General features: G+C 36.6%; 18 protein-coding genes, 1 tRNA gene and 1 other RNA gene. 13 read left to right on the top strand and 7 right to left on the bottom strand.

Annotated features, from left to right (window positions below; translation table 11 throughout):
* The first annotated feature begins 63 nt into the window (after positions 1-63).
* The 9 genes from M0Q17_RS04490 (at position 64) to M0Q17_RS04450 (ending at position 10,058) form a co-directional block, all read left to right on the top strand.
* Positions 64-2,262: an NADP-dependent isocitrate dehydrogenase gene (locus M0Q17_RS04490; RefSeq protein ID WP_295083740.1), complete on the top strand. Its 2,199-nt coding sequence runs from the start codon at positions 64-66 to the stop codon at positions 2,260-2,262.
* A gap of 216 nt (positions 2,263-2,478) precedes the next feature.
* Positions 2,479-3,435 (top strand): malate dehydrogenase, encoded by a 957-nt coding sequence (gene mdh, locus M0Q17_RS04485; protein ID WP_295083738.1) that lies wholly within the window; start codon positions 2,479-2,481, stop codon positions 3,433-3,435.
* 2 nt (positions 3,436-3,437) lie between these two features.
* A complete protein-coding gene (fumC, locus tag M0Q17_RS04480) occupies positions 3,438-4,829 on the top strand; it encodes a class II fumarate hydratase (protein ID WP_295083736.1) in 1,392 nt (463 codons plus the stop codon).
* 66 nt (positions 4,830-4,895) lie between these two features.
* Complete coding sequence (sucC, locus tag M0Q17_RS04475) at positions 4,896-6,071, top strand: ADP-forming succinate--CoA ligase subunit beta (protein ID WP_295083734.1); 1,176 nt, start codon at positions 4,896-4,898, stop codon at positions 6,069-6,071.
* 13 nt (positions 6,072-6,084) lie between these two features.
* Complete coding sequence (gene sucD, locus M0Q17_RS04470; protein ID WP_295083732.1) at positions 6,085-6,957, top strand: succinate--CoA ligase subunit alpha; 873 nt, start codon at positions 6,085-6,087, stop codon at positions 6,955-6,957.
* A gap of 203 nt (positions 6,958-7,160) precedes the next feature.
* Positions 7,161-7,493, top strand: a complete 333-nt coding sequence (locus M0Q17_RS04465; RefSeq protein WP_295083730.1) for a 4Fe-4S dicluster domain-containing protein — start codon at positions 7,161-7,163, stop codon at positions 7,491-7,493.
* 3 nt (positions 7,494-7,496) lie between these two features.
* A complete protein-coding gene (locus M0Q17_RS04460; RefSeq protein WP_295083728.1) occupies positions 7,497-8,630 on the top strand; it encodes a 2-oxoglutarate synthase subunit alpha in 1,134 nt (377 codons plus the stop codon).
* A 1-nt stretch (position 8,631) separates the two neighbouring features.
* Positions 8,632-9,489 (top strand): 2-oxoglutarate ferredoxin oxidoreductase subunit beta, encoded by an 858-nt coding sequence (locus tag M0Q17_RS04455; protein ID WP_295083726.1) that lies wholly within the window; start codon positions 8,632-8,634, stop codon positions 9,487-9,489.
* An 11-nt stretch (positions 9,490-9,500) separates the two neighbouring features.
* Positions 9,501-10,058 (top strand): 2-oxoacid:acceptor oxidoreductase family protein, encoded by a 558-nt coding sequence (locus M0Q17_RS04450; protein WP_295083724.1) that lies wholly within the window; start codon positions 9,501-9,503, stop codon positions 10,056-10,058.
* 88 nt (positions 10,059-10,146) lie between these two features.
* On the opposite strand, the gene M0Q17_RS04445 is transcribed toward M0Q17_RS04450, so the two are convergent.
* On the bottom strand, positions 10,147-10,764 hold the full coding sequence (locus M0Q17_RS04445) for a TetR/AcrR family transcriptional regulator (protein ID WP_295083722.1): 618 nt from the start codon (positions 10,762-10,764) through the stop codon (positions 10,147-10,149).
* A gap of 175 nt (positions 10,765-10,939) precedes the next feature.
* On the opposite strand from M0Q17_RS04445, the gene rnpB reads away from it, so the two are divergent.
* An RNA gene (rnpB, locus tag M0Q17_RS04440) (RNase P RNA component class A) lies at positions 10,940-11,344 on the top strand.
* A gap of 207 nt (positions 11,345-11,551) precedes the next feature.
* On the opposite strand, the gene M0Q17_RS04435 is transcribed toward rnpB, so the two are convergent.
* From M0Q17_RS04435 to M0Q17_RS04410, 6 genes are all read right to left on the bottom strand, one after another.
* Entirely contained in the window at positions 11,552-11,836 is a 285-nt protein-coding gene (locus M0Q17_RS04435) for a hypothetical protein (protein WP_295083720.1), read from the bottom strand.
* 1 nt (position 11,837) lies between these two features.
* On the bottom strand, positions 11,838-12,053 hold the full coding sequence (locus M0Q17_RS04430) for a hypothetical protein (RefSeq protein ID WP_295083718.1): 216 nt from the start codon (positions 12,051-12,053) through the stop codon (positions 11,838-11,840).
* A 537-nt stretch (positions 12,054-12,590) separates the two neighbouring features.
* Positions 12,591-15,653, bottom strand: a complete 3,063-nt coding sequence (locus M0Q17_RS04425) for a CusA/CzcA family heavy metal efflux RND transporter (protein ID WP_295083717.1) — start codon at positions 15,651-15,653, stop codon at positions 12,591-12,593.
* Positions 15,653-16,720, bottom strand: coding sequence for an efflux RND transporter periplasmic adaptor subunit (locus M0Q17_RS04420; protein WP_295083715.1), 1,068 nt, complete (start codon positions 16,718-16,720; stop codon positions 15,653-15,655). The genes M0Q17_RS04425 and M0Q17_RS04420 overlap by 1 nt, the downstream gene beginning before the upstream one ends.
* Before the next feature lie 2 nt (positions 16,721-16,722).
* Positions 16,723-17,919 (bottom strand): TolC family protein, encoded by a 1,197-nt coding sequence (locus tag M0Q17_RS04415; protein ID WP_295083713.1) that lies wholly within the window; start codon positions 17,917-17,919, stop codon positions 16,723-16,725.
* A gap of 91 nt (positions 17,920-18,010) precedes the next feature.
* Positions 18,011-18,325 (bottom strand): hypothetical protein, encoded by a 315-nt coding sequence (locus M0Q17_RS04410; protein ID WP_295083711.1) that lies wholly within the window; start codon positions 18,323-18,325, stop codon positions 18,011-18,013.
* Positions 18,326-18,465: 140 nt separating this feature from the next.
* On the opposite strand from M0Q17_RS04410, the gene M0Q17_RS04405 reads away from it, so the two are divergent.
* From M0Q17_RS04405 to M0Q17_RS04395, 3 genes are all read left to right on the top strand, one after another.
* Positions 18,466-18,675, top strand: a complete 210-nt coding sequence (locus M0Q17_RS04405; RefSeq protein WP_295083709.1) for a hypothetical protein — start codon at positions 18,466-18,468, stop codon at positions 18,673-18,675.
* 117 nt (positions 18,676-18,792) lie between these two features.
* Positions 18,793-19,338, top strand: a complete 546-nt coding sequence (locus M0Q17_RS04400; RefSeq protein WP_295083708.1) for a response regulator — start codon at positions 18,793-18,795, stop codon at positions 19,336-19,338.
* Between the two features lie 91 nt (positions 19,339-19,429).
* Positions 19,430-19,504 (top strand) — tRNA-Glu (locus tag M0Q17_RS04395).
* The last annotated feature ends 22 nt before the right edge of the window (positions 19,505-19,526 follow it).

The raw sequence follows: 19,526 nt of genomic DNA, 5'->3' as shown, positions 1-19,526 counted from the left end.
TTATTGAACTTGTAAATTTTCAGCTACCTAGTGAAAATAAAAAACAAACTTGAGGAAACACTTATGTCAAAAATTATTTGGTCAAAAATTGATGAAGCACCGGCTTTAGCAACGTATTCGTTATTACCTATTGTAAATGCTTTTACTAAAGCAGCAGGTGTTGAAGTTGAGCTTAAGGATATCTCCTTAGCAGGCAGAGTTATTGCAACTTTTCCTGAATTTTTAACAGACAATCAAAGAATTGCTGATGAGTTAGCTAACCTAGGCAAAATAGTGCAGGAACCGGAGGGTAATATTATAAAATTACCAAATATCTCCGCATCTATTCCTCAGTTAAAAGAGTGTATTGCAGAGCTTCAAGAGCAGGGCTATAAGTTACCAAACTACCCAGAAAATGCAAATACCGATGAAGAAAAAGCTATTCAAGCGAAATACTCTACATGTTTAGGCTCTGCTGTTAATCCTGTACTTCGTGAAGGAAATTCAGATAGACGTGCGGCTTTAGCAGTGAAGAACTTTGCAAAAAAGAATCCTCATAAATTAAGAGCTTTTTCTGAAAATTCTAAAACATGCGTTGCACACATGATGAGTGGTGATTTTTATGATAATGAGCAATCAATCATTAAAGAAGGAAGCTCAAAAGTCATAATAACTTTAAATGGTAAAACATTAAAAGAAATAGATGCACAAGATAAAGAGATTTTAGATGCTACATATATGAGTGCAAAAGCATTAAGAGCGTTTTTAGCACAAACTTTAGCTGAGGCAAAAGAGAAAGATATTCTTTGGTCAATCCACCTTAAAGCTACCATGATGAAAGTATCTGATCCGATTATGTTCGGTCATGCAGTTGAAGTGTTTTTCAAAAATGTGTTTGAGAAATTTGGCGAAGATTTGGCATCAATCGGCTATAACTCAAACTTAGGCTTAGGCGATCTTTACAAAAAACTACAAAATTTGCCTGAAGCAAAGAGAGCGGCTATAGAAGCGGCTATTATGGCAACATATGATGCGCAACCTGAAATAGCTATGGTAGATAGTGATAAAGGCATCACTAACTTGCATGCATCAAATGATATTATCATAGATGCATCTATGCCGGTAGTAGTAAGAGATGGCGGAAAAATGTGGAACCGTGATGGCAAGCCGCAGGAGTGTGTTTCTGTTATACCAGATAGAAGTTACGCTACTATGTATAAAGAGATTGTAGATGATTGTGTTGCAAACGGTCAGTTTGACGTAACAACTATGGGTAGCGTCTCAAATGTTGGTCTTATGGCGCAAAAAGCTGAAGAGTATGGTTCTCACCCGACAACTTTTGAGATAGTAGAGGACGGCGTTGTTGAAGTAAAAGATGCAAACGGTAATGTTTTAATGAGTCATAATGTTGAAAAAGGCGATATCTGGAGAATGTCTAGAGCTAAAGATATCCCAATTAAAGACTGGATAAGATTATCACATGAAAGAGCTAAGCTTACGGGCGAGCCTGTTGTGTTTTGGTTAGATACTTTTAGACCACATGATGCAAACGTTATCAAAAAAATCGTAGATTATCTACCGGAACATTTAGCTCAAACGTCTGTTGAATACCATATTTTAGCTCCAAATCAAGCTATGAGATTCTCCTTAAGAAGAGTAAGAGCAGGTCTTAATACAATCTCGGCAACAGGAAATGTTTTAAGAGATTATTTAACCGATCTCTTCCCAATTTTAGAGCTTGGAACAAGTGCTAAAATGCTCTCGATTGTTCCTCTTTTAGCAGGTGGCGGTCTTTTTGAAACAGGTGCTGGCGGATCTGCTCCTAAGCATGTTGACCAATTTTTAGAAGAGGGACACTTAAGATGGGATTCGCTAGGTGAGTTCTTGGCACTTGCAGAGTCACTTAGATATATTGAACAAAAACATCCAGATGCAAATCTTAAGGCTGTTACTAAAGCTTTAGATAAAGCAAATGAGGCTTATCTTGATAACAACAAAGCGCCTGGTAGAAGTGCTGGAGAACCTGACAATAAAGCTTCTCACTTCTATTTGGCACAATACTGGGCAAAAGCACTTAGCGCAAGCGATAATGCAAAGCTTGCTGCTAAATTTGCTCCTGTGGCAAAAGCTTTAACTGAAAATGAAGCTAAAATCATGGACGAGCTATTGGCTGTTGAGGGTAAAGCTCAAGATATCGGCGGTTACTACCATCCAGATGATGCAAAAATTAAAGCTGCAATGAGACCATCTGCAACACTAAATGCGATTATAGATACTATTTAATAGAGTAAAATATTTGAGAAAATAGTACGCTTGCACTGCAAGTTCAAGATGACACGTTTATGTTATCTTGAACTTAGTCGTGAGTTTATGTTTTTATTTTTTCTGTGAAACCATAGGCGGTTTTATATAAAAGGCAAAAAGTCTTTAGATGATGCTTTAAAGATACCTAAATAGTATTTGAATAAAATATCATAATAATTTACTCAAGGAGTGTGTATGAATCAAGGAAAAAGAGTAGGAATAGTAGGCGCGGGAAACGTAGGCGCAACGGTAGCTTACTCTTTAGCAATGCTTGGTTCTTGTCATGAGATAATTCTTCGTGACAACAAGATAGATGTTGCTAAAGGAAAGGCGCTTGATATGAGTCAGGCTGCTTCGGCTGTAAGAAGTCATACCATAGTTACCGTGGCAGAAGATATGTCTGATTTGACAAATTGTGATGTTGTAGTTGTGACCGCAGGAAGCCCTAGACTTCCGGGCATGAGTCGTGACGACCTGCTTATGATAAATGCAAAAATCACAAAAGAAGTTATACGAGGCATTGCTAAATACTCTCCTGATGCAATAGTTATAATGGTTTCAAATCCATTAGATGCCATGACTTATGTGGCGCTTAAAGAGAGTGGTTTTGAGAGAAGCCGTATTATAGGAATGGCCGGAATTTTAGATAGTTCTAGAATGGCTAGCTTTATTCAAGAGAAACTTGGGTACGGCGGGGGTCAAATCCGTGCATCTGTTATGGGCGGACATGGCGATGACATGGTTCCGCTTCCACGCTATTCGACTGTTGCGGGTGTCCCTCTTGCGGATCTTTTGACACCTAGTGAAATTGATGAGATTGTAGCTCGTACTCGCAGCGGCGGGGCAGAGATAGTAAGTCATCTCAAAACTGGTTCTGCATATTATGCGCCGGCAAAATCTACAGCTATCATGGTAGAGGCGATACTAAAAGATACTAAGCAGATTCATCCGTGTGCAGTCTGTCTAGAGGGAGAATATGGTTATTCTGACGTAGTTTCTGGTGTTCCTGTGATGCTTGGAGCAAACGGAGCCGAGAAAATCATTGAAATCACTCTTGATGATATAGAGAAAGATATGTTTAAAAACTCTTGTAACTCTGTTAAGTCTTTGATTGATACATTAAATAAAAATAATTTTTTTGAAGGAGAATAAACTTGAATACTCGTATTGAAAAAGACACAATGGGTGAGATAAATGTTCCAAAAGATGCTTATTGGGGGGCACAAACTCAGCGTTCGATTGAAAACTTTGCAATTGGTGAAGAGAGTATGCCTTATGAGATTACAAGAGCTTTTTCATATCTTAAAAAAGCAGTAGCACTTGTAAATAAAGACTTAGGCAAGCTAGATGCCAAAAAAGCAGACGCTATCGCACAAGCTTGTGATGACATGTTAGCAGGAAAACTAGACGGAAATTATCCTCTTGTTGTATGGCAAACAGGTTCTGGAACACAATCAAACATGAACAACAATGAAGTTCTTGCTTCTCGTGCAACCGAGATTTTAGGCGGTGACTTTAGAGTGGAGAAATTGGTTCATCCAAATGACGATGTAAACAAATCACAAAGCTCAAACGATACTTATCCTACAGCCCTGCATGTAGCTTCTGTTATAGCAGTAGAAACTCGTGTTTTACCTGCTATTGCAAAACTAAAAGCAACGTTAATTGAAAAATCAGCTAGATTTGAATCTATTGTAAAAATAGGGCGCACACATCTTCAAGATGCAACACCCATAACTCTTGGTCAAGAGATTAGCGGTTGGGTAGAGATGTTAAATAAATGTGAGAAAATGATTAAAGTTTCGCTCGAACCTGTTCGTGAACTAGCCCTCGGTGGAACAGCAGTAGGAACAGGTCTTAATGCTCATCCTGAACTCGGGGAGAGAGTTGCTAAAAAACTAACTGAACTTACGGGACACAATTTTATCACTGCGCCGAATAAATTTCATGCGCTAACATCACATGATGCTTTGGTTTTCTCTCACGGTGCTCTAAAAGCACTCTCGGCTGATATGATGAAGATTGCAAATGACGTTCGCTGGCTAGCTTCAGGTCCTCGTTGTGGAATAGGGGAGATTACTATTCCTGAGAATGAACCGGGCTCTTCTATAATGCCGGGAAAAGTTAATCCTACTCAAGCCGAAGCAGTTACAATGGTTACATGTCAGGTTTTTGGCAATGACGTAGCTATTTCAATGGGTGCTTCTCAAGGAAACTTTCAACTAAATGTTTTTAAACCTGTAATTGCATATAACTTTTTACAATCGTGCCGCTTACTTGCTGACTCGATTTTATCGTTTAATGATCACTGTGCGGTTGGAATCGAGCCAGTTGTTGAGAAGATAGATTTCTATCTTCAAAACTCTTTAATGCTTGTTACGGCACTTAACCCTTATATCGGTTATGAAAATGCTGCAAAAATAGCTAAAACGGCACATAAAAATAACTCTACTCTAAAGGCAACAGCTATTGAGCTTGGGCTTTTAACTGCCCAAGAGTTCGACAGATATGTAATACCAGAAGATATGATATCGCCCAAGGCATAAAGGACATTACAGAAAAAAACTAAATTTTTTTCTGTAAAAGCGTAAATTTTAAAAAGGAAAAATTGAATGAATATACATGAATATCAAGCAAAGCAAATTTTTGCTAAGTATGGTGTACCTACACCTAAGGGTTTAATGGCTGAGAGCGTGGAGCAAGCGGTTGAAAATGCAAAGATTTTAGGCGGACCTGTTTGGGTTGTAAAAGCTCAGATACATGCTGGAGGTCGCGGACTTGGCGGCGGGGTTAAACTTGCTCGTTCAATAGAAGAGGTAGAAAAACTTTCTCGCGAAATTCTTGGAATGACTTTGATTACTCACCAAACTGGACCTGAGGGTAAACTAGTTCAAAAACTTTATATCGAAGACGGGGCAGATATAAAAGATGAGCTTTATCTTGGTGTTGTTCTTGACCGTGCTCGTGAGATGCCTGTAATTATGGCTTCAACTGAGGGTGGTATGGCAATTGAAGATGTTGCACATGATACTCCTGAAAAAATTATTAAAATCGCCGTAGACCCTGCTATAGGTTTTCAAGGTTTTCACGGTAGAGAGCTTGTTTTCGGACTTGGAATAACAGATCCGGATGAGCAGAAAAAACTTATTAGTTTTGCTTCAAAACTGTATAAACTCTACATTGAAAACGATGCAGAGATGATAGAGATTAATCCTCTTGTAAAAACTGGAAGCGGTGAGTTTTTAGCGCTTGATGGAAAAATGGGATTTGATGATTCAGCTCTTGGACGTCATCCCGATATCGCTGCGATGAGAGATATAAGTGAAGAAGATGCTGATGAGCGTGAAGCTGCACAGTATGGTCTTTCATATATCTCACTAGATGGTGAAATCGGCTGTATGGTAAACGGGGCAGGGCTTGCAATGGGCACTATGGATACTATTAACTATATGGGTGGAACACCTGCAAACTTTTTAGATGTCGGCGGCAGTGCAAATGCTCAAACAGTTGCAAAAGGTTTTGAGATAATTCTTAAAAACCCTAAAGTTAAAGCGATTTTCGTAAATATTTTTGGCGGAATCGTTAGATGTGACCGTATCGCAAACGGTATCTTAGAAGCTACAAAACTTGTAGATGTTCATGTTCCTGTTATTGTTCGTCTTGATGGTACAAACGCTCCTGAAGCGGCAGAAATTTTAAGAAATGCAAATATTGCAAATGTTATAGCAGCTACAGACTTGGCTGATGGTGCTGCAAAAGCAGTCGCTGCTGCAAAACAAGCTAAGTAAGAAGGATATTTATATGAGTATATTAGTAAATAAAGATACAAAAGTAATAGTTCAAGGTTTTACTGGGAAAGAGGGTTCTTTTCACGCTGAGCAGTGTTTGGCTTATGGAACTAAAATCGTAGGTGGTGTGACTCCAAACAAAGGGGGAACAGAGCATCTAGGACAGCCTGTTTTTAACACTGTAAAAGAGGCGGTAAAAACTACAGGTGCGACTGTTTCTATGATATTTGTTCCACCTGCATTTGTTGCAGATGCTGTTATGGAAGCTGCTGATGCCGGAATTGAACTTGCTGTAATTATTACAGAAGGCGCTCCTGTTCGTGATATGCAAGCTGCAAAAGCTTACGCAACAAAGCATAGCATGAAAACAATAGGACCAAACTGCCCAGGAATTATAACGGCGGATGAGTGTAAAATCGGGATTATGCCAGGTATGATTTTCAAAAAAGGAAATATTGGCCTTATCTCAAAATCAGGAACATTGACATATGAGGGTGCAAATCAAGTTGTAAAACAAGGTTTTGGAATCTCTACGGCAGTTGGTATTGGCGGAGACCCAATTATTGGTCTTTCATACAAGCAACTTCTTGCGATGTTTGAAGCAGATCCAGAGACTCATGCAATTGTTATGATTGGTGAAATTGGTGGAGATTTAGAGATACAAGCGGCAGCATATATTAAAGAACATATTACGAAGCCTGTTGTTGCTTTTATTGCAGGTCAAACTGCTCCAAAAGGCAAAAGAATGGGTCATGCAGGAGCAATTGTTAGCGGTGGAGCAGGGACTGCGGCTGAGAAGATGGCAGCTCTTGAAGCGGCAGGTGTAAAAGTTGTAGTAAGTCCGGCGGATATCGGTAAAGCTGTAGCAGAAGTTTTAAAAAAGTAATTTGCATATTGCAAAAGTCTCAATTAACAAACACTCAATAAGTAACACTTCTGTTATTGAGAGGCTCTTTTAGTAGAAGTTTTGTAGCATATTAATAATAATTTGTTACTCTGTCTATGAAAATAAGGTTTGGTAAAAGTTGGTACTGTTACCATAGGTAACTGATTAAATTTTTTAGCTTAATATTAAAAATAGGAGAATAAATGAGTAAGTTTAAAACTCAAAACCCAGGCAACCAGCCTGTGTGGGTCAACACAAACAACTGTAAAGCATGTGACATTTGTGTATCTGTGTGTCCGTCTGGTGTACTTGGGATGCATTATGATGCATCTTCAACTTTAGGCGCTATTATATCGGTTGAACATCCAGAGGCTTGTATAGGTTGTATGGAGTGTGAACTTTCATGTCCAGACTTTGCTATATATGTAGCAGATAAAAAAGATTATAAATTTGCAAAACTAACTGATGACTCAAAAAAACGTCAAGCAGAAGTCATTGCAAATAACTATATGTCACTCAGCGAAAAAAGGAGCTAAATAATGGCAACAAGAGAAATAATTTCAAGCGGAAATGAATTATCTGCATTAGCTGCAAGAGATGCTGGATGTAAATTTTTTGCGGGCTACCCTATTACCCCATCAAGCGAAATCATGCATGAAATGTCTGGTTTAATGCCAGAAATCGGCGGAGCATGTATTCAGATGGAAGATGAGATAGCGGGTGTTGCAGCTGCAATCGGAGCAGGGATGAGTGGTCTTAGAACTATGACTGCTACTTCAGGTCCTGGAATTTCGCTAAAAGCTGAAAATCTTGGTCTTGCTCAGATGACTGAAGTTCCATTGGTTGTTGTAAACGTAATGCGTGGCGGTCCATCAACCGGTCTTCCGACTCGTGTATCTCAAGGGGATGTTGCACAGGCAAAAAATCCTTCACATGGCGACTATAAATCAATCACACTTTGTGCCGGCTCATTGGCTGAGTGTTATACCGAAACAGTAAGAGCATTTAACTTAGCAGATAGATTTATGCAACCTGTCTTTGTGCTACTAGATGAAACTTTAGGGCATATGCACGGAAAAGCTATTCTTCCGAGTGAAGAAGAGGTTGCTGCATCAATAGTTCCAAGAAAAACATTTGAAGGTCCCGCTGAAGAGTACTTTCCGTATGAGTGTGAATCTGATCAACCGGCAGTTTTAAATCCAATGTTTAAAGGATACAGATACCACTTTACAGGTCTTCACCATGACAAAAGAGGGTTCCCGACTGAAGAGATTGAGACTTGTAGAAAACTTATCCAAAGATTAGAAGACAAAGTCGAACTTCACAAAGATGAGCTAGAGTTATATGAAGAGTTCCATACAGACGATGCTGAAGTATTGCTAGTTGCATACGGCTCTGTTTCACTTGCTGCAAAAGAGGCGATTAAGCACTTAAGAGCTGAGGGAATTAAAGCGGGATTATTTAGACCGATTACACTTTGGCCAAGCCCCGCCGATAAGATGAAAGAGCTTGCAGATAGAATACCAAAAGTTCTATGTATAGAACTTAATATCGGTCAGTATAGAGATGAAGTGCAACGCGCTACTGGAAGACTTGATATTGATGGTTTATTTAAAGTAAACGGAAGACCAATTTCTCCTTATGAAATTGTCAACAAAGTAAAGGAGCTATAAGATGGCATTTAATTATGAAAACTATTTAAGACTAGAAAAAATGCCAACACTATGGTGTTGGGGCTGCGGTGACGGTGTTATTTTAAAAGCTTTTGTTAGAGCAATTGACAGTCTTGGTATAAACAAAGATGATATTTGTGTCGTTTCCGGAATAGGGTGTTCTGGAAGATTTTCATCATATGTTGACTTCAATACTGTTCACACTACACATGGAAGAACTATAGCATTTGCAACAGGTATCAAACTTGCAAACCCAACCAAAAAGGTAATTTGTGTAGCAGGCGACGGTGATGCATTGGCTATCGGTGGTAACCATACAATTCATGGTTGTAGAAGAAATATAGATATTACATTTATTCTTATTAATAACTTTATTTATGGGTTAACAAATTCTCAAACAAGTCCAACTACTCCACAAGGTATGTGGACAGTATCACAACAAGCAGGAAATATTGACCCTACTTTCAATACTTGTAATTTGGCGATTGCAGCAGGGGCTTCTTTTGTAGGAAGAGAAACAGTTAATGATCCTAAAAAACTAGAAAAAATTATGGTAAAAGCACTAGAACATAAAGGTTTTTCACTGCTTGAAGTTTTATCTAACTGCCATATTAATCTTGGTAGAAAAAATAAAATGAACTCTGCTATTGAAAATCTTAGCTGGATAGACAGCATTACAGTTTCTAAGAAAAAATATGAAACTTTGACGCAAGAAGAACAAGTAAATTTACTTCCTACAGGTATCTTAAAGCAAGATGAGGAAGCAGCTGAATATTGTGATATGTATGCAGAAGTTGTTAAAGTACATCAGGGTAAAAGAAAGACGATTACCCAAGATGACTTTAAGAAAAAAATATAAGGAGACACTCAATGGCTAGAACATTAATGAGATTTACAGGTGTTGGCGGACAAGGTGTTCTTCTTGCTGGTGAAATTTTTGCAGCTGCAAAAATTAAAAACGGCGGTAATGGATTAAAAACAGCAACATACACTTCACAGGTTCGTGGTGGACCAACAGTTGTTGATATTACTTTAGACGATGATGAGATATATTATCCGTATGCAAATGACGGAGAGATAAGTTTTATGTTATCAGTCGCACAGGTAAGTTATGACCAGTTTAAAAAAGGCGTGCAAGATGGAGGCATAATAGTTGTAGATCCAAATCTTGTTAAACCTAGTGATGAAGATAGAAAAAAATGGAATATAATTGAGATTCCGATTATAACTATTGCAAAAGAAGAGGTTGGTAATGTTATCACTCAATCGGTTGTAGCACTTGCAATAGCAAATACAATCATGAAGCCTCTTGATAGAGAAGTTTTAATCGAGACTATGCTCTCAAAAGTACCGGCTAAAGTTCATGATGTAAATAAAGTAGCGTACGATCTTGGTGAGAAATATGCTAATGAAGCAATGAAAAAATAATTATATCTTTATAGCGGCTTTTTAAAAAGCCGCTTTTTTTTAGAAATTCCTTAATATTAAATAGTATAAAATATCATATTAAAAAATATCACACCCTGATGCTTTCCCAAAAAAACTCTACATGCTTTTCAAACTGTGTTGAAAGGGCTGTAGTGGATGTACTGTCAAACCTTAGAAGCGTAATCTGAAGCCTTATATAGAATAGGGTGGATATAAACTCATATGCAACCATCATAGGATCCCCGGAGCGTATTAATGAGTTGTGCATCATGATAAAAAATACCTCTGAGAGCATTTTTATATTATTATCATGAAATTCATTCATAAACTGCTCTCTAAGCTCTTTGTTTTGAAACAGCTCTATCATGAGTAATCTAAACATATTCTCATTTTTCTTATCAAAGGTAAGAAGCTTATACTGCATTGCAAATTTTTGTAAAAAAGCCTTTCCTTTTAATGCAGACTCTTTTATATCACTGCTCTCATCTGAGAATGGAGTTGTAAATATCTCTTTTGCGACACATAAAAATATCTCCTCTTTGTTTTTAAAATGATTATATAAAGCACTCTCTCTTATTCCCACTTCTGAGGCAATCTTTCGCACACTTGTCGCCTTATATCCATACTCTGAGAAGAGAGTAGCAGAGGCTCTTATAATTTTTTGCTTTGTATTTGATTTCTTTGTAATCGTCGTGTTTTCGGGCATTTTATAACCTTTTCCGCTGTATGAACAACTGTTAATTTTAAAAGTATTATATATGAACAACTGTTAATTTATACTTAGAGTATATGAACAGTTGTTCTTTTTATTATAATACTAAAAGAACAACTGTTCATATCATTAAAAAACATTTTTAAAGCAATTTTTTTGTATTATTTCACAGGTACAGCAGATAGTTACTTGATGATTTCAAGAGGAAAGTCCGAGCTGCTATAAGACAGTGTTCCATTTAACTAATGGCCGTAGCAATACGAGGGAAAGTGCAACAGAGAGTAGACTGCCGCTTTTATAGCGGTAAAGGTGAAAGGGTGGTGTAAGAGACCACCAGTCTCTATAGCGATATAGAGAGCTTGAAAACCCAACATGGCAGCAAGAAACAGATGGTCAGCGTCTTTAAGGGCAAGGCTGCGGCGTTAAACCCGTTGCTGAGCTTATGCTACTGTTTCGCTAGAGTTACTATGTAAATAGTAAAGTAGATTAATGCTATCAAAATAAGGGAACCGCTTTTTGCTTTGCAAAAATGTTTCTTTAGAAAACAAAACTCGGCTTATGCTGTGCCTATTCATTTTCAAAGCCTATTTATAGGGCTTAACTCACTATCTATTTTCTAATTGTAACCGTAGTGTAACAGCCACCATCATTAAACAAAGAAAAACTAGCTCCTAAATTTACATTTTTAGACGCTATAATACTTGCATAATGCTATATAGTTATCTTAGGACTTGACTGTAGTGTAAAGTTGTAGGTGTAAGATAAAAATAATAAACGCTTACTATTTATAAGCACCTTCACGAGTAGTTACATGTAAAACCAAAATAACAAGTTTATCTTCATATTTTTTATAAATAACACGATAAGAACGAAGTTTTAAGCGATAAAGTATCTCTTTCTGACCTTTGAGCTTTTTTATCTTACCAGAGTGCATAAGTGATTTTTCATTAGTAAAAGAAAAACTTTGTGCGAACTCTTCAAGAGAATCAAGTATAAAAGCTTGATTTTGTATATCTATTAATTTTAAATCTTTTTTAGCAGAATTAAAAAATTCAATAATATACAAATTAAAGCCCTAATTCTTTGCGCATTTCTTCCATAGAAATGGTAGGTTCATTATCATTAAGTCTTTTCTCTGCTACTCTAATATCTAAATAATCAAAATACATATCAAGAGCAGAAGAAATGATATGACTTTTCTTTTCATTTAATTCTTTAGCATAACGATTCATATCTTCATTTACTGAAGCAGGTAATGTAATGTTTAGTCTAACTGTATTCATTTGTCACTCCTTATTTATGTGTATGATTATACACCATTTATAGACAACAGGGGGTGGGTTTTTTAGAATAGCTATATGCAAGAAGAGTAGAGTGGTGAATTGTAACCGTATATCAATAGTAAAGTTGTTACAATTAAGTCCTAAACTCCGCAGTATAGGGTTTAGTATTTCGGCTTATGCTGTACCTAAATCACAAATGATACTTTTTAATATCAATGCAAATTTTACATACTTACACCCCTTTACTTACGCAAAATAGATCTAAATATTTTTCAAGAGAATTTACATTATGTTAACCAATGTGGAGAGAATTTTTTACCAGGAATCAAGCACGAGATAGTAAGATGCTGCGCGTTTGGCTTATGGGCCTCCTCTACTACTGCGCATAAAGAGCATTGGACATAAGCACGATTCAAATCAAATTGATACCCGGGGGTACAATATATTTGCCTCCGGGATATTTCTTAACTAGCGTTGCAGCACTTAATGCCAAACAAAAGTGCAATGATTCACTCCCCGTTTAAATAAAAATTACTCTTATTTAAACGGCTTAGTGAACTTAAGATAAAGAAGCGGCAATATAATCAAAGTTAAAAGTGTTGAGCTTATTAAACCGTTAATTACAACTATAGCAAGTGGTTTTTGAATCTCAGATCCAGGACCAGTAGCAAAGAGCAGCGGCAACAAGCCAAGCGCGGCAATCGTGGCTGTCATAAGAACAGGACGGAACCGTTTTGTGGTACCTTCGCGTACAGCATCTATGATTTTATAGCCATTTTTAACTAGATAATTAAAGTAGTTCACTAGTACAACTCCATTAAGTACCGCAATACCAAGAAGCGCAATAAAGCCGACTGATGCCGGTACAGAGATATACTCACCACTAAAATAAAGTCCGGCAAAACCTCCAATAAGAGCTAGCGGAACATTTATCATAACAAATATGGCTTGTGTTATGGAGTTAAATGAAACAAAAAGTAGTATAAATATCAAAAAAAGTGCAATCGGAACTATTACCATCAGCTTACTTGCTGCACGTTGTTGATTTTCAAACTCTCCCCCATAAGTTACATAGTAGCCCGCAGGCATTTTTATCTCTTTTTCTATTCTCTCTTTTGCCTCTTCAACGAACCCTACCAAGTCTCGTCCTTCAACATTACTTTGCACAACTGTTTTACGGTAGCCGTTTTCATGTGTTATCTGTACTGGGCCTGTAGTTTTTTCAAATGTTACAAAATCAGCAAGAGGAACACTTGTACCGTCTGCTAAAACATAATAAAGTTTCTCAAGTGAGTGAAGTGATCTGTTAAACAGATCTTCTCCTTTTAGCATTAACTTTATACGACGCATCCCCTCTTGAACAATACCGACTTCTATACCCGTGATCATCGTCTTCATAAAGGTAGCAATCTCACGTTCCGTTAATCCATAGTAGCCTAGAGCCTGCTGATTAAAACTAAGCTCAAAGTATTGAATTCCTTCATTACTTTTTTTGTACACATCGCTATTGCCTGGAATCTGCTCAAGAATACTCTTTATTTCTCCTGCAATGCGCTCTAGCTCATCATGATTGCTGCCAAAAATATCTATAGCCAAATCTCCGCGTACACCAGTTAGCATCTCAGATACACGCATCTCTATCGGCTGTGTAAACACATACTCTATACCAACCAAACTATCAAGAGATTTTCTAATCTGATCTTTTACCCAATCCTTAGAGGGAACTCTCCACTCCTTCATCGGCTTTAAAATAAAGAACGTGTCTGTATCATTAAGGCTCATTGGATCAAGCCCTAACTCATCAGTGCCTGTACGTGCAATTATAGAGCTTATCTCAGGTACATCTGCCATAAGCTTTGTCTGAATTTTTTTATTTAACTCTATACTCTCTTCAAGAGATATTGACGGTAGTGATTCTATCATCGCTATCAAAGTGCCCTCGTCCATTGTTGGCATAAACGCTTTACCTGTCTTTGAAGCAAGATACAGTGAACCAAAAAATAACAATACAACACTCACAAACACCGCTGCAGTGTGCTTAATCGCAAAATCAAGTGAAGGTTTATATAGCTTTAACAAGACTTTGATTAGCCACGGTTCTTTGTCAGGACGCACTTTCATGATAAAAGAACTAAATACAGGGATAAGAGTAAGTGCAAGTATGAGTGAGCTAAAAAGAGCAAATACTATACTAAGCGCTACAGGTTTAAAGAGTTTTCCCTCTAAACCCTCTAGTGTCAGCAATGGGATAAAAACAATAATGATGATAAGAACACCCGTAATGATGGAAGGTGCCATCTCAACTGCCGCTTTATAAATAATATCTATTTTAGTATGCTTTTTATATTTTGTATTTCCAAGTTCCGCCGTAATATGCTCAACCATAACAACAGCCGAATCTACAAGTATTCCAACGGCTATGGCAAGACCGCCTAAGCTCATCAAATTGGCACTAAGTCCAAAATACTCCATTGCAATAAAACTCATTAATAAGGCAAACGGTAAAATAATCGCAACACTTAAAGCAGAAGCAAAATTTCCCAGCATAAGCAAAAGTACAATTATAATAAGTACACCTGCTTCAAAAAGAGCGTTTTTTACACTCTTTGTCGCAAGATTTACAAGAGTGGAACGATCGTAAAAGATGTCAATCTTTGTTCCGCTTGGAAGTGTTTCTTGCATCTCTAGGAGTTCAAGTTTTACTAGCTCTAGCACTTTTTGTGTATTGGAGCCTTTTAATCCAAGCACAACTCCCTGAACTGCCTCGCCCTGCCCGTTTTTTGTGGAAAATCCTGCACGCGTGAGACTACCTACATGTATATTTGCTACATCATTTATATTAATAACTTTACCGTTAACTGATGCAACGCTTATCTTGCTTATATCTTCTATATCATCAACCCTGCCTACACTACGAACCAAAATACCCTCTACGCCCTGAGTAACACGCCCTGCTCCATCATTTAGATTATTTTTTTGCAGAGCATCCATAATTTGAGTCAGAGTTATTCCATATGTGCGCATAGCTTCAATATTTGGCGTTACTTCATAAGTCTTAACTTTTCCGCCTAGGGTATTAACCTCTGCAACTCCGCTCACAGAACGAATTTTTGGTGAAATAACCCAGTCCAGCAAAGAACGCTTTTGTGTTAAATCAAGCGTGTCAGACTCAACCGTAAACATCAAAATTTCACTCAGAGGCGTACTAATAGGCGCGAGTCCTCCTTCTAGATTTTTTGGCAAATCATTCATAATTGAATTTAATCGTTCATTGACCTGCTGACGCGCCCAGTAGATATCAGTTTTATCTTCGAAGTCAATAGTAATATCACAAATGCCATATTTGGCAGTTGAGCGCATCATAGTCTGATGCGCGATACCTAGCATTCCCATCTCAACTGGAATTATGATGCGTGATTCAACTTCATCCGGTGTCATCCCGCTTGATTTCATTATAATCTTTACTTGAGTAGGGGAAATGTCCGGAAATGCATCTACCGGGAGTTCATTGTATGATTTAATGCCAAAACCCAGTATGACAAGAGCTAGCAGAGATACAAAAAGCCGCTGCGAAAGCATAAATGAGATAATCTTATCCATTAGTCGCCTTTTTGTAGCATATTTTGTAATATGCTTGTTGCACCAATTACAATAGGTTCACTTAGTACCTTATTATAAGCAAGGTAACATGTATCTTTATCTTCAGAAATAACATTTACCTCCTCTGCCCTATAGAGCTGTCCTTTTTTTATAAAAACTATAGTTCTGCCTTTATCTTGGACTACCGATTTTTTATTGACAAGAAAAGCTCTCTCTTTGATGCTAATCTTCGCCTTTGTTCTAAGACCTGCTAATAGCTCTGAGTCTTGAGGCAGAGAAAAGCGAGCATATCTTGTTTGATTAAACGGATCAAGCACTGGCGACATATGCAGTAGTTTTGATTTTATATCTTTTTCATCAATTGTTATAACTATCTCTTTAGATAAGTTGAGCCTAGAAGCAATGGCTCTAGGTAAATTACTCTCTAGCCAGTTTGCCCCATCTAGCTTTATAACAAAAAGAGCACTTGAAGGCGATACGCTCTTTCCGGGTTGAATATTGACATGAAGCAAAGAGCCTTTTACGGGAGATTTTAGCTCCATATTTGGGAAAATAGTCAGTTTCTCATATAAAGTCTCTATCATACTATCGCTTGCACCGTATGCTTTAAGCAATGTTTTTGATGCTAAGAGCTTGATTTTGTCACTCTTAACTTCTGCATCTGCTTTTGTGCACTCCTTTTGAGCAATAATCTCCTCCTTGCAAAGCTTAGCATTTCTTTGCGCTAAATGTTCATGATGTATTAATTCTATTGTATCCGCAATTACTTTTCTTTGTGCTTCGACCCACTCTGTTGCCGTTAATAGAGCCAAAGAGTCACCTTTTTTAACCATGTCAAAACTTACTTTGTTTAACTGAACAATCTGCGCCTCATAAGGAACAGACAGAGTATGCAAAAGATTTGGCGGGATAGTAACCGTTGTCATATACTCCCCGATAGGCACATAAGCAACCTCTTTGCCCACGGCTGTTTCAATATGCCAATTTCTCTCATCTTCTGTGCTTAATGTTATTTCTGCTAAAAGTGAGATGCTCAGCAGCAGTTGTAAAAAAATCTGTTTTTTCATAATTAATCCTTGATTTGCAAAACATTATATAATCTAAATAGTATTTCATAATATTTTTTGTAATGTTGTATAAGATCTTTTTTATACATCCACATATCTCTTTGGCTCATTAGGTACTCAATAGCCGAGTCCTCTCCAAGGCGATATCCTCTCTCAACTAGCGGCATAAGCTCGTTTTCATATCGTTTTAATATAGATGCAACAAGCTCGGTGCTTTGAAAAGCCTGAGAGAGCTGTTTTTGTAAAAGTGTAATTTCAGATTCTCTTGTTAGTTTCAACTTCTGCTTTTCATACTCTAGCGCACTTTTTTTATTCAAAGCAACTGCTCGGCTCTCTTCATTAAAGGAGCTTGTAAAATTAAGCGGAACGGACAGTCCAACGACATATCTTTTTGTGTCAATCTCATTTTTAAATGCGGCAGAGAAGGTAAAAGAATCAAACGGTTTCTCATATCTATTAAAATCACTCTTTAGGCTCAGGATTTTTTTATCTAAAGACTCTTCTATCATAGATTCTTGCGCAATGTTAAAAAACAAATTTTCTACAACTGGGTATGTATCTGTACAAGATAACGCATTATCTTTAAACATTGGCATAAGAATTTTAGACTCCAAAGCATCACGAGAAGCTTTCACTTGGCTCTGATAATAGTTAAAATTACCCTTAAGACGCTCTAGCTCAATTTGAAGCTGCAGAAGCTCTTTTTTAGATATTTCACCATATTGATATGCTTTTTCTTTTTTCATATATAGGGTTTCAAACGCAAGATAAGACTCTTTGTACTGCAAAATCGCTTTTTTATCAAGACAATTAATATGGTACAAAAGACGTACATCGTTTTGAAGAAGTAAAAAATCATGCTTTAGAATTAATATCTGGGCATCATTTTGATAACGATTAGATTTTAAGATGCTCTTTTTGACGCTAGGGTTAAGAAAATTTTGCTCCACCCCGATGCTATACTCAAAACCTGAACTATCTAAATCTAAATCCGGCTTAGCATACGCTCCTTCAGTAGTTAACTGAAGTGCTTTGTTTGATGAAATCGCCCTATTCTCAGCACTATATGCAGCTTCATAAGCTTTAATAGACTTTGCCATCGGGTGCTCATTTTTTAATTTTTGCACTATTTCATCCAAGCTTATATCTGATGCTTGTAAAAATATATTACAAACAAGTAAGAGTAGTATTAGTCGCAATTATGTTCCTTATTTTAATTTTTCTCTACTGTTATCTATTTAATACAATTAGAGTTTTATTTTTACTTTATGTTGTGATTGTTAAGAGGGATTATACGATAGGAGGTTTGAAAAAATTAAAAGATTTATAAGATAGTAGTGTTTCATTGAGCTTAAAAATTGATTTTATCTTTTTTGTATCGGCAAAAGAAGGTATTTTGGTCAGACCTATATCCATAGCGTGATATTTGGCATGAATATCGTCTATTAATTTATCTTTATTTGAATCAGAGGCAGCAAACTTGTCTAAAGCAGACTCAACTCCAAAATGATGATCTTTTTTTAAAGTTATAAAAGTACAATCATGTGCCAATGAAAAGCTTATTGCAAACAGCAGCAATAAGGAACATATTTTTTTTAAATTCATACACACATTTTAATATATGATTGTTAACAGCATGCAATTTAGATATTTATAATAAAGATTATTTTAAAATTTTATAATCATAGTTACAGAATTATTTCAATACACTTCTGCAACTAAAATATAAAAACGAGAAAATCATAATGAGTACAAAAGAGCAACTAATACTAGATATTCAAAACCTGCTTAACAGTTATGAGGGAATAGAAAAAACATCAATAAACCCAGAATTATTAGAGTTTATGGATAGAAACACTCTTATAAGCATCATAGATTCCTTATTAACTCAAAAAGAGTCCTCTAAGGAGTCTGATTTAGCATGGCTTGAAACATTTAAAAAACATGGCTCATAATGCCCTGTTTTGTGCTTTTTGGTTATGTTTCAATTCGATTTAATTATAATTTGTTTGATTTGTTACCAAAAAGTCTGATATAATTCGCTATATTTTAAGTAAACAAAGGATTTTATTATGTCAAATGTAGATTTAGTTCAATTAACGGAAGAAACAAAAAAACTAACTGCCATGGTTGTAGAAGATGAAAAAGTGGCTAACGAACTGCTCAGTTCTACTTTTAAAAACTTTTTCTCTAATGTGAAGTCATGTTTTGATGGAAAAGAGGCTCTAGAAGCTTATTCAAAATCAGCTCCAGATATTGTTTTTGTAGACATTATTATGGCTGGAATGGACGGGATAGAGCTTTCACGCAAAATTCGTGAAATAAATCCAAGCCAAATCATTATTGTTATCTCAGCTAGCAACGATATAGAAAAGATATCTGAATCTATTGAAGTCGGTGTCAACAGCTTTATTCAAAAGCCTATTGATACTAAAAAAATAATTGAGCTTTTATCAAATGTTGTATCTATGATTAACAAAAAAAAGAAAATTGAGACTAAAACATTTTCAATTTCTCTCCCATTAGATTTATATGAAGTAGTAAACGACAATGCAAAGGCTGAGAGCATCTCTAAAAATGCCGTTATAATCAGAGCGCTTCGTAATTTTTACGAATAAATCTTTAATTATTAGCCGAGTTTATGCAGTTTTATATTTTATTAAGATATAAATCTATATAATTTCGGCTCGGTAAATAAAACCGAAAAGTGGCCCCGTCGTCTAGCGGTAAGGATCCATGGTTTTCATCCATGTTACAGGAGTTCAATTCTCCTCGGGGTCACCACTTAAAACATTCTACTTTTCAA

Origin of the sequence: Sulfurimonas sp. (assembly GCF_023229105.1) — a bacterium.
Classification (GTDB): domain Bacteria; phylum Campylobacterota; class Campylobacteria; order Campylobacterales; family Sulfurimonadaceae; genus Sulfurimonas.
This window is presented reverse-complemented; position numbering and strand designations above follow the sequence as displayed.

Coding starts and splice junctions, on each gene's coding strand:
- M0Q17_RS04490 (WP_295083740.1), top strand. CDS start 64: ATGTCAAAAATTATTTGGTCAAAAATTGATGAAGCACCGGCTTTAGCA.
- mdh (WP_295083738.1), top strand. CDS start 2,479: ATGAATCAAGGAAAAAGAGTAGGAATAGTAGGCGCGGGAAACGTAGGC.
- sucC (WP_295083734.1), top strand. CDS start 4,896: ATGAATATACATGAATATCAAGCAAAGCAAATTTTTGCTAAGTATGGT.
- sucD (WP_295083732.1), top strand. CDS start 6,085: ATGAGTATATTAGTAAATAAAGATACAAAAGTAATAGTTCAAGGTTTT.
- M0Q17_RS04465 (WP_295083730.1), top strand. CDS start 7,161: ATGAGTAAGTTTAAAACTCAAAACCCAGGCAACCAGCCTGTGTGGGTC.
- M0Q17_RS04460 (WP_295083728.1), top strand. CDS start 7,497: ATGGCAACAAGAGAAATAATTTCAAGCGGAAATGAATTATCTGCATTA.
- M0Q17_RS04455 (WP_295083726.1), top strand. CDS start 8,632: ATGGCATTTAATTATGAAAACTATTTAAGACTAGAAAAAATGCCAACA.
- M0Q17_RS04450 (WP_295083724.1), top strand. CDS start 9,501: ATGGCTAGAACATTAATGAGATTTACAGGTGTTGGCGGACAAGGTGTT.
- M0Q17_RS04445 (WP_295083722.1), bottom strand. CDS start 10,764: ATGCCCGAAAACACGACGATTACAAAGAAATCAAATACAAAGCAAAAA.
- M0Q17_RS04430 (WP_295083718.1), bottom strand. CDS start 12,053: ATGAATACAGTTAGACTAAACATTACATTACCTGCTTCAGTAAATGAA.
- M0Q17_RS04425 (WP_295083717.1), bottom strand. CDS start 15,653: ATGGATAAGATTATCTCATTTATGCTTTCGCAGCGGCTTTTTGTATCT.
- M0Q17_RS04420 (WP_295083715.1), bottom strand. CDS start 16,720: ATGAAAAAACAGATTTTTTTACAACTGCTGCTGAGCATCTCACTTTTA.
- M0Q17_RS04410 (WP_295083711.1), bottom strand. CDS start 18,325: ATGAATTTAAAAAAAATATGTTCCTTATTGCTGCTGTTTGCAATAAGC.
- M0Q17_RS04405 (WP_295083709.1), top strand. CDS start 18,466: ATGAGTACAAAAGAGCAACTAATACTAGATATTCAAAACCTGCTTAAC.
- M0Q17_RS04400 (WP_295083708.1), top strand. CDS start 18,793: ATGTCAAATGTAGATTTAGTTCAATTAACGGAAGAAACAAAAAAACTA.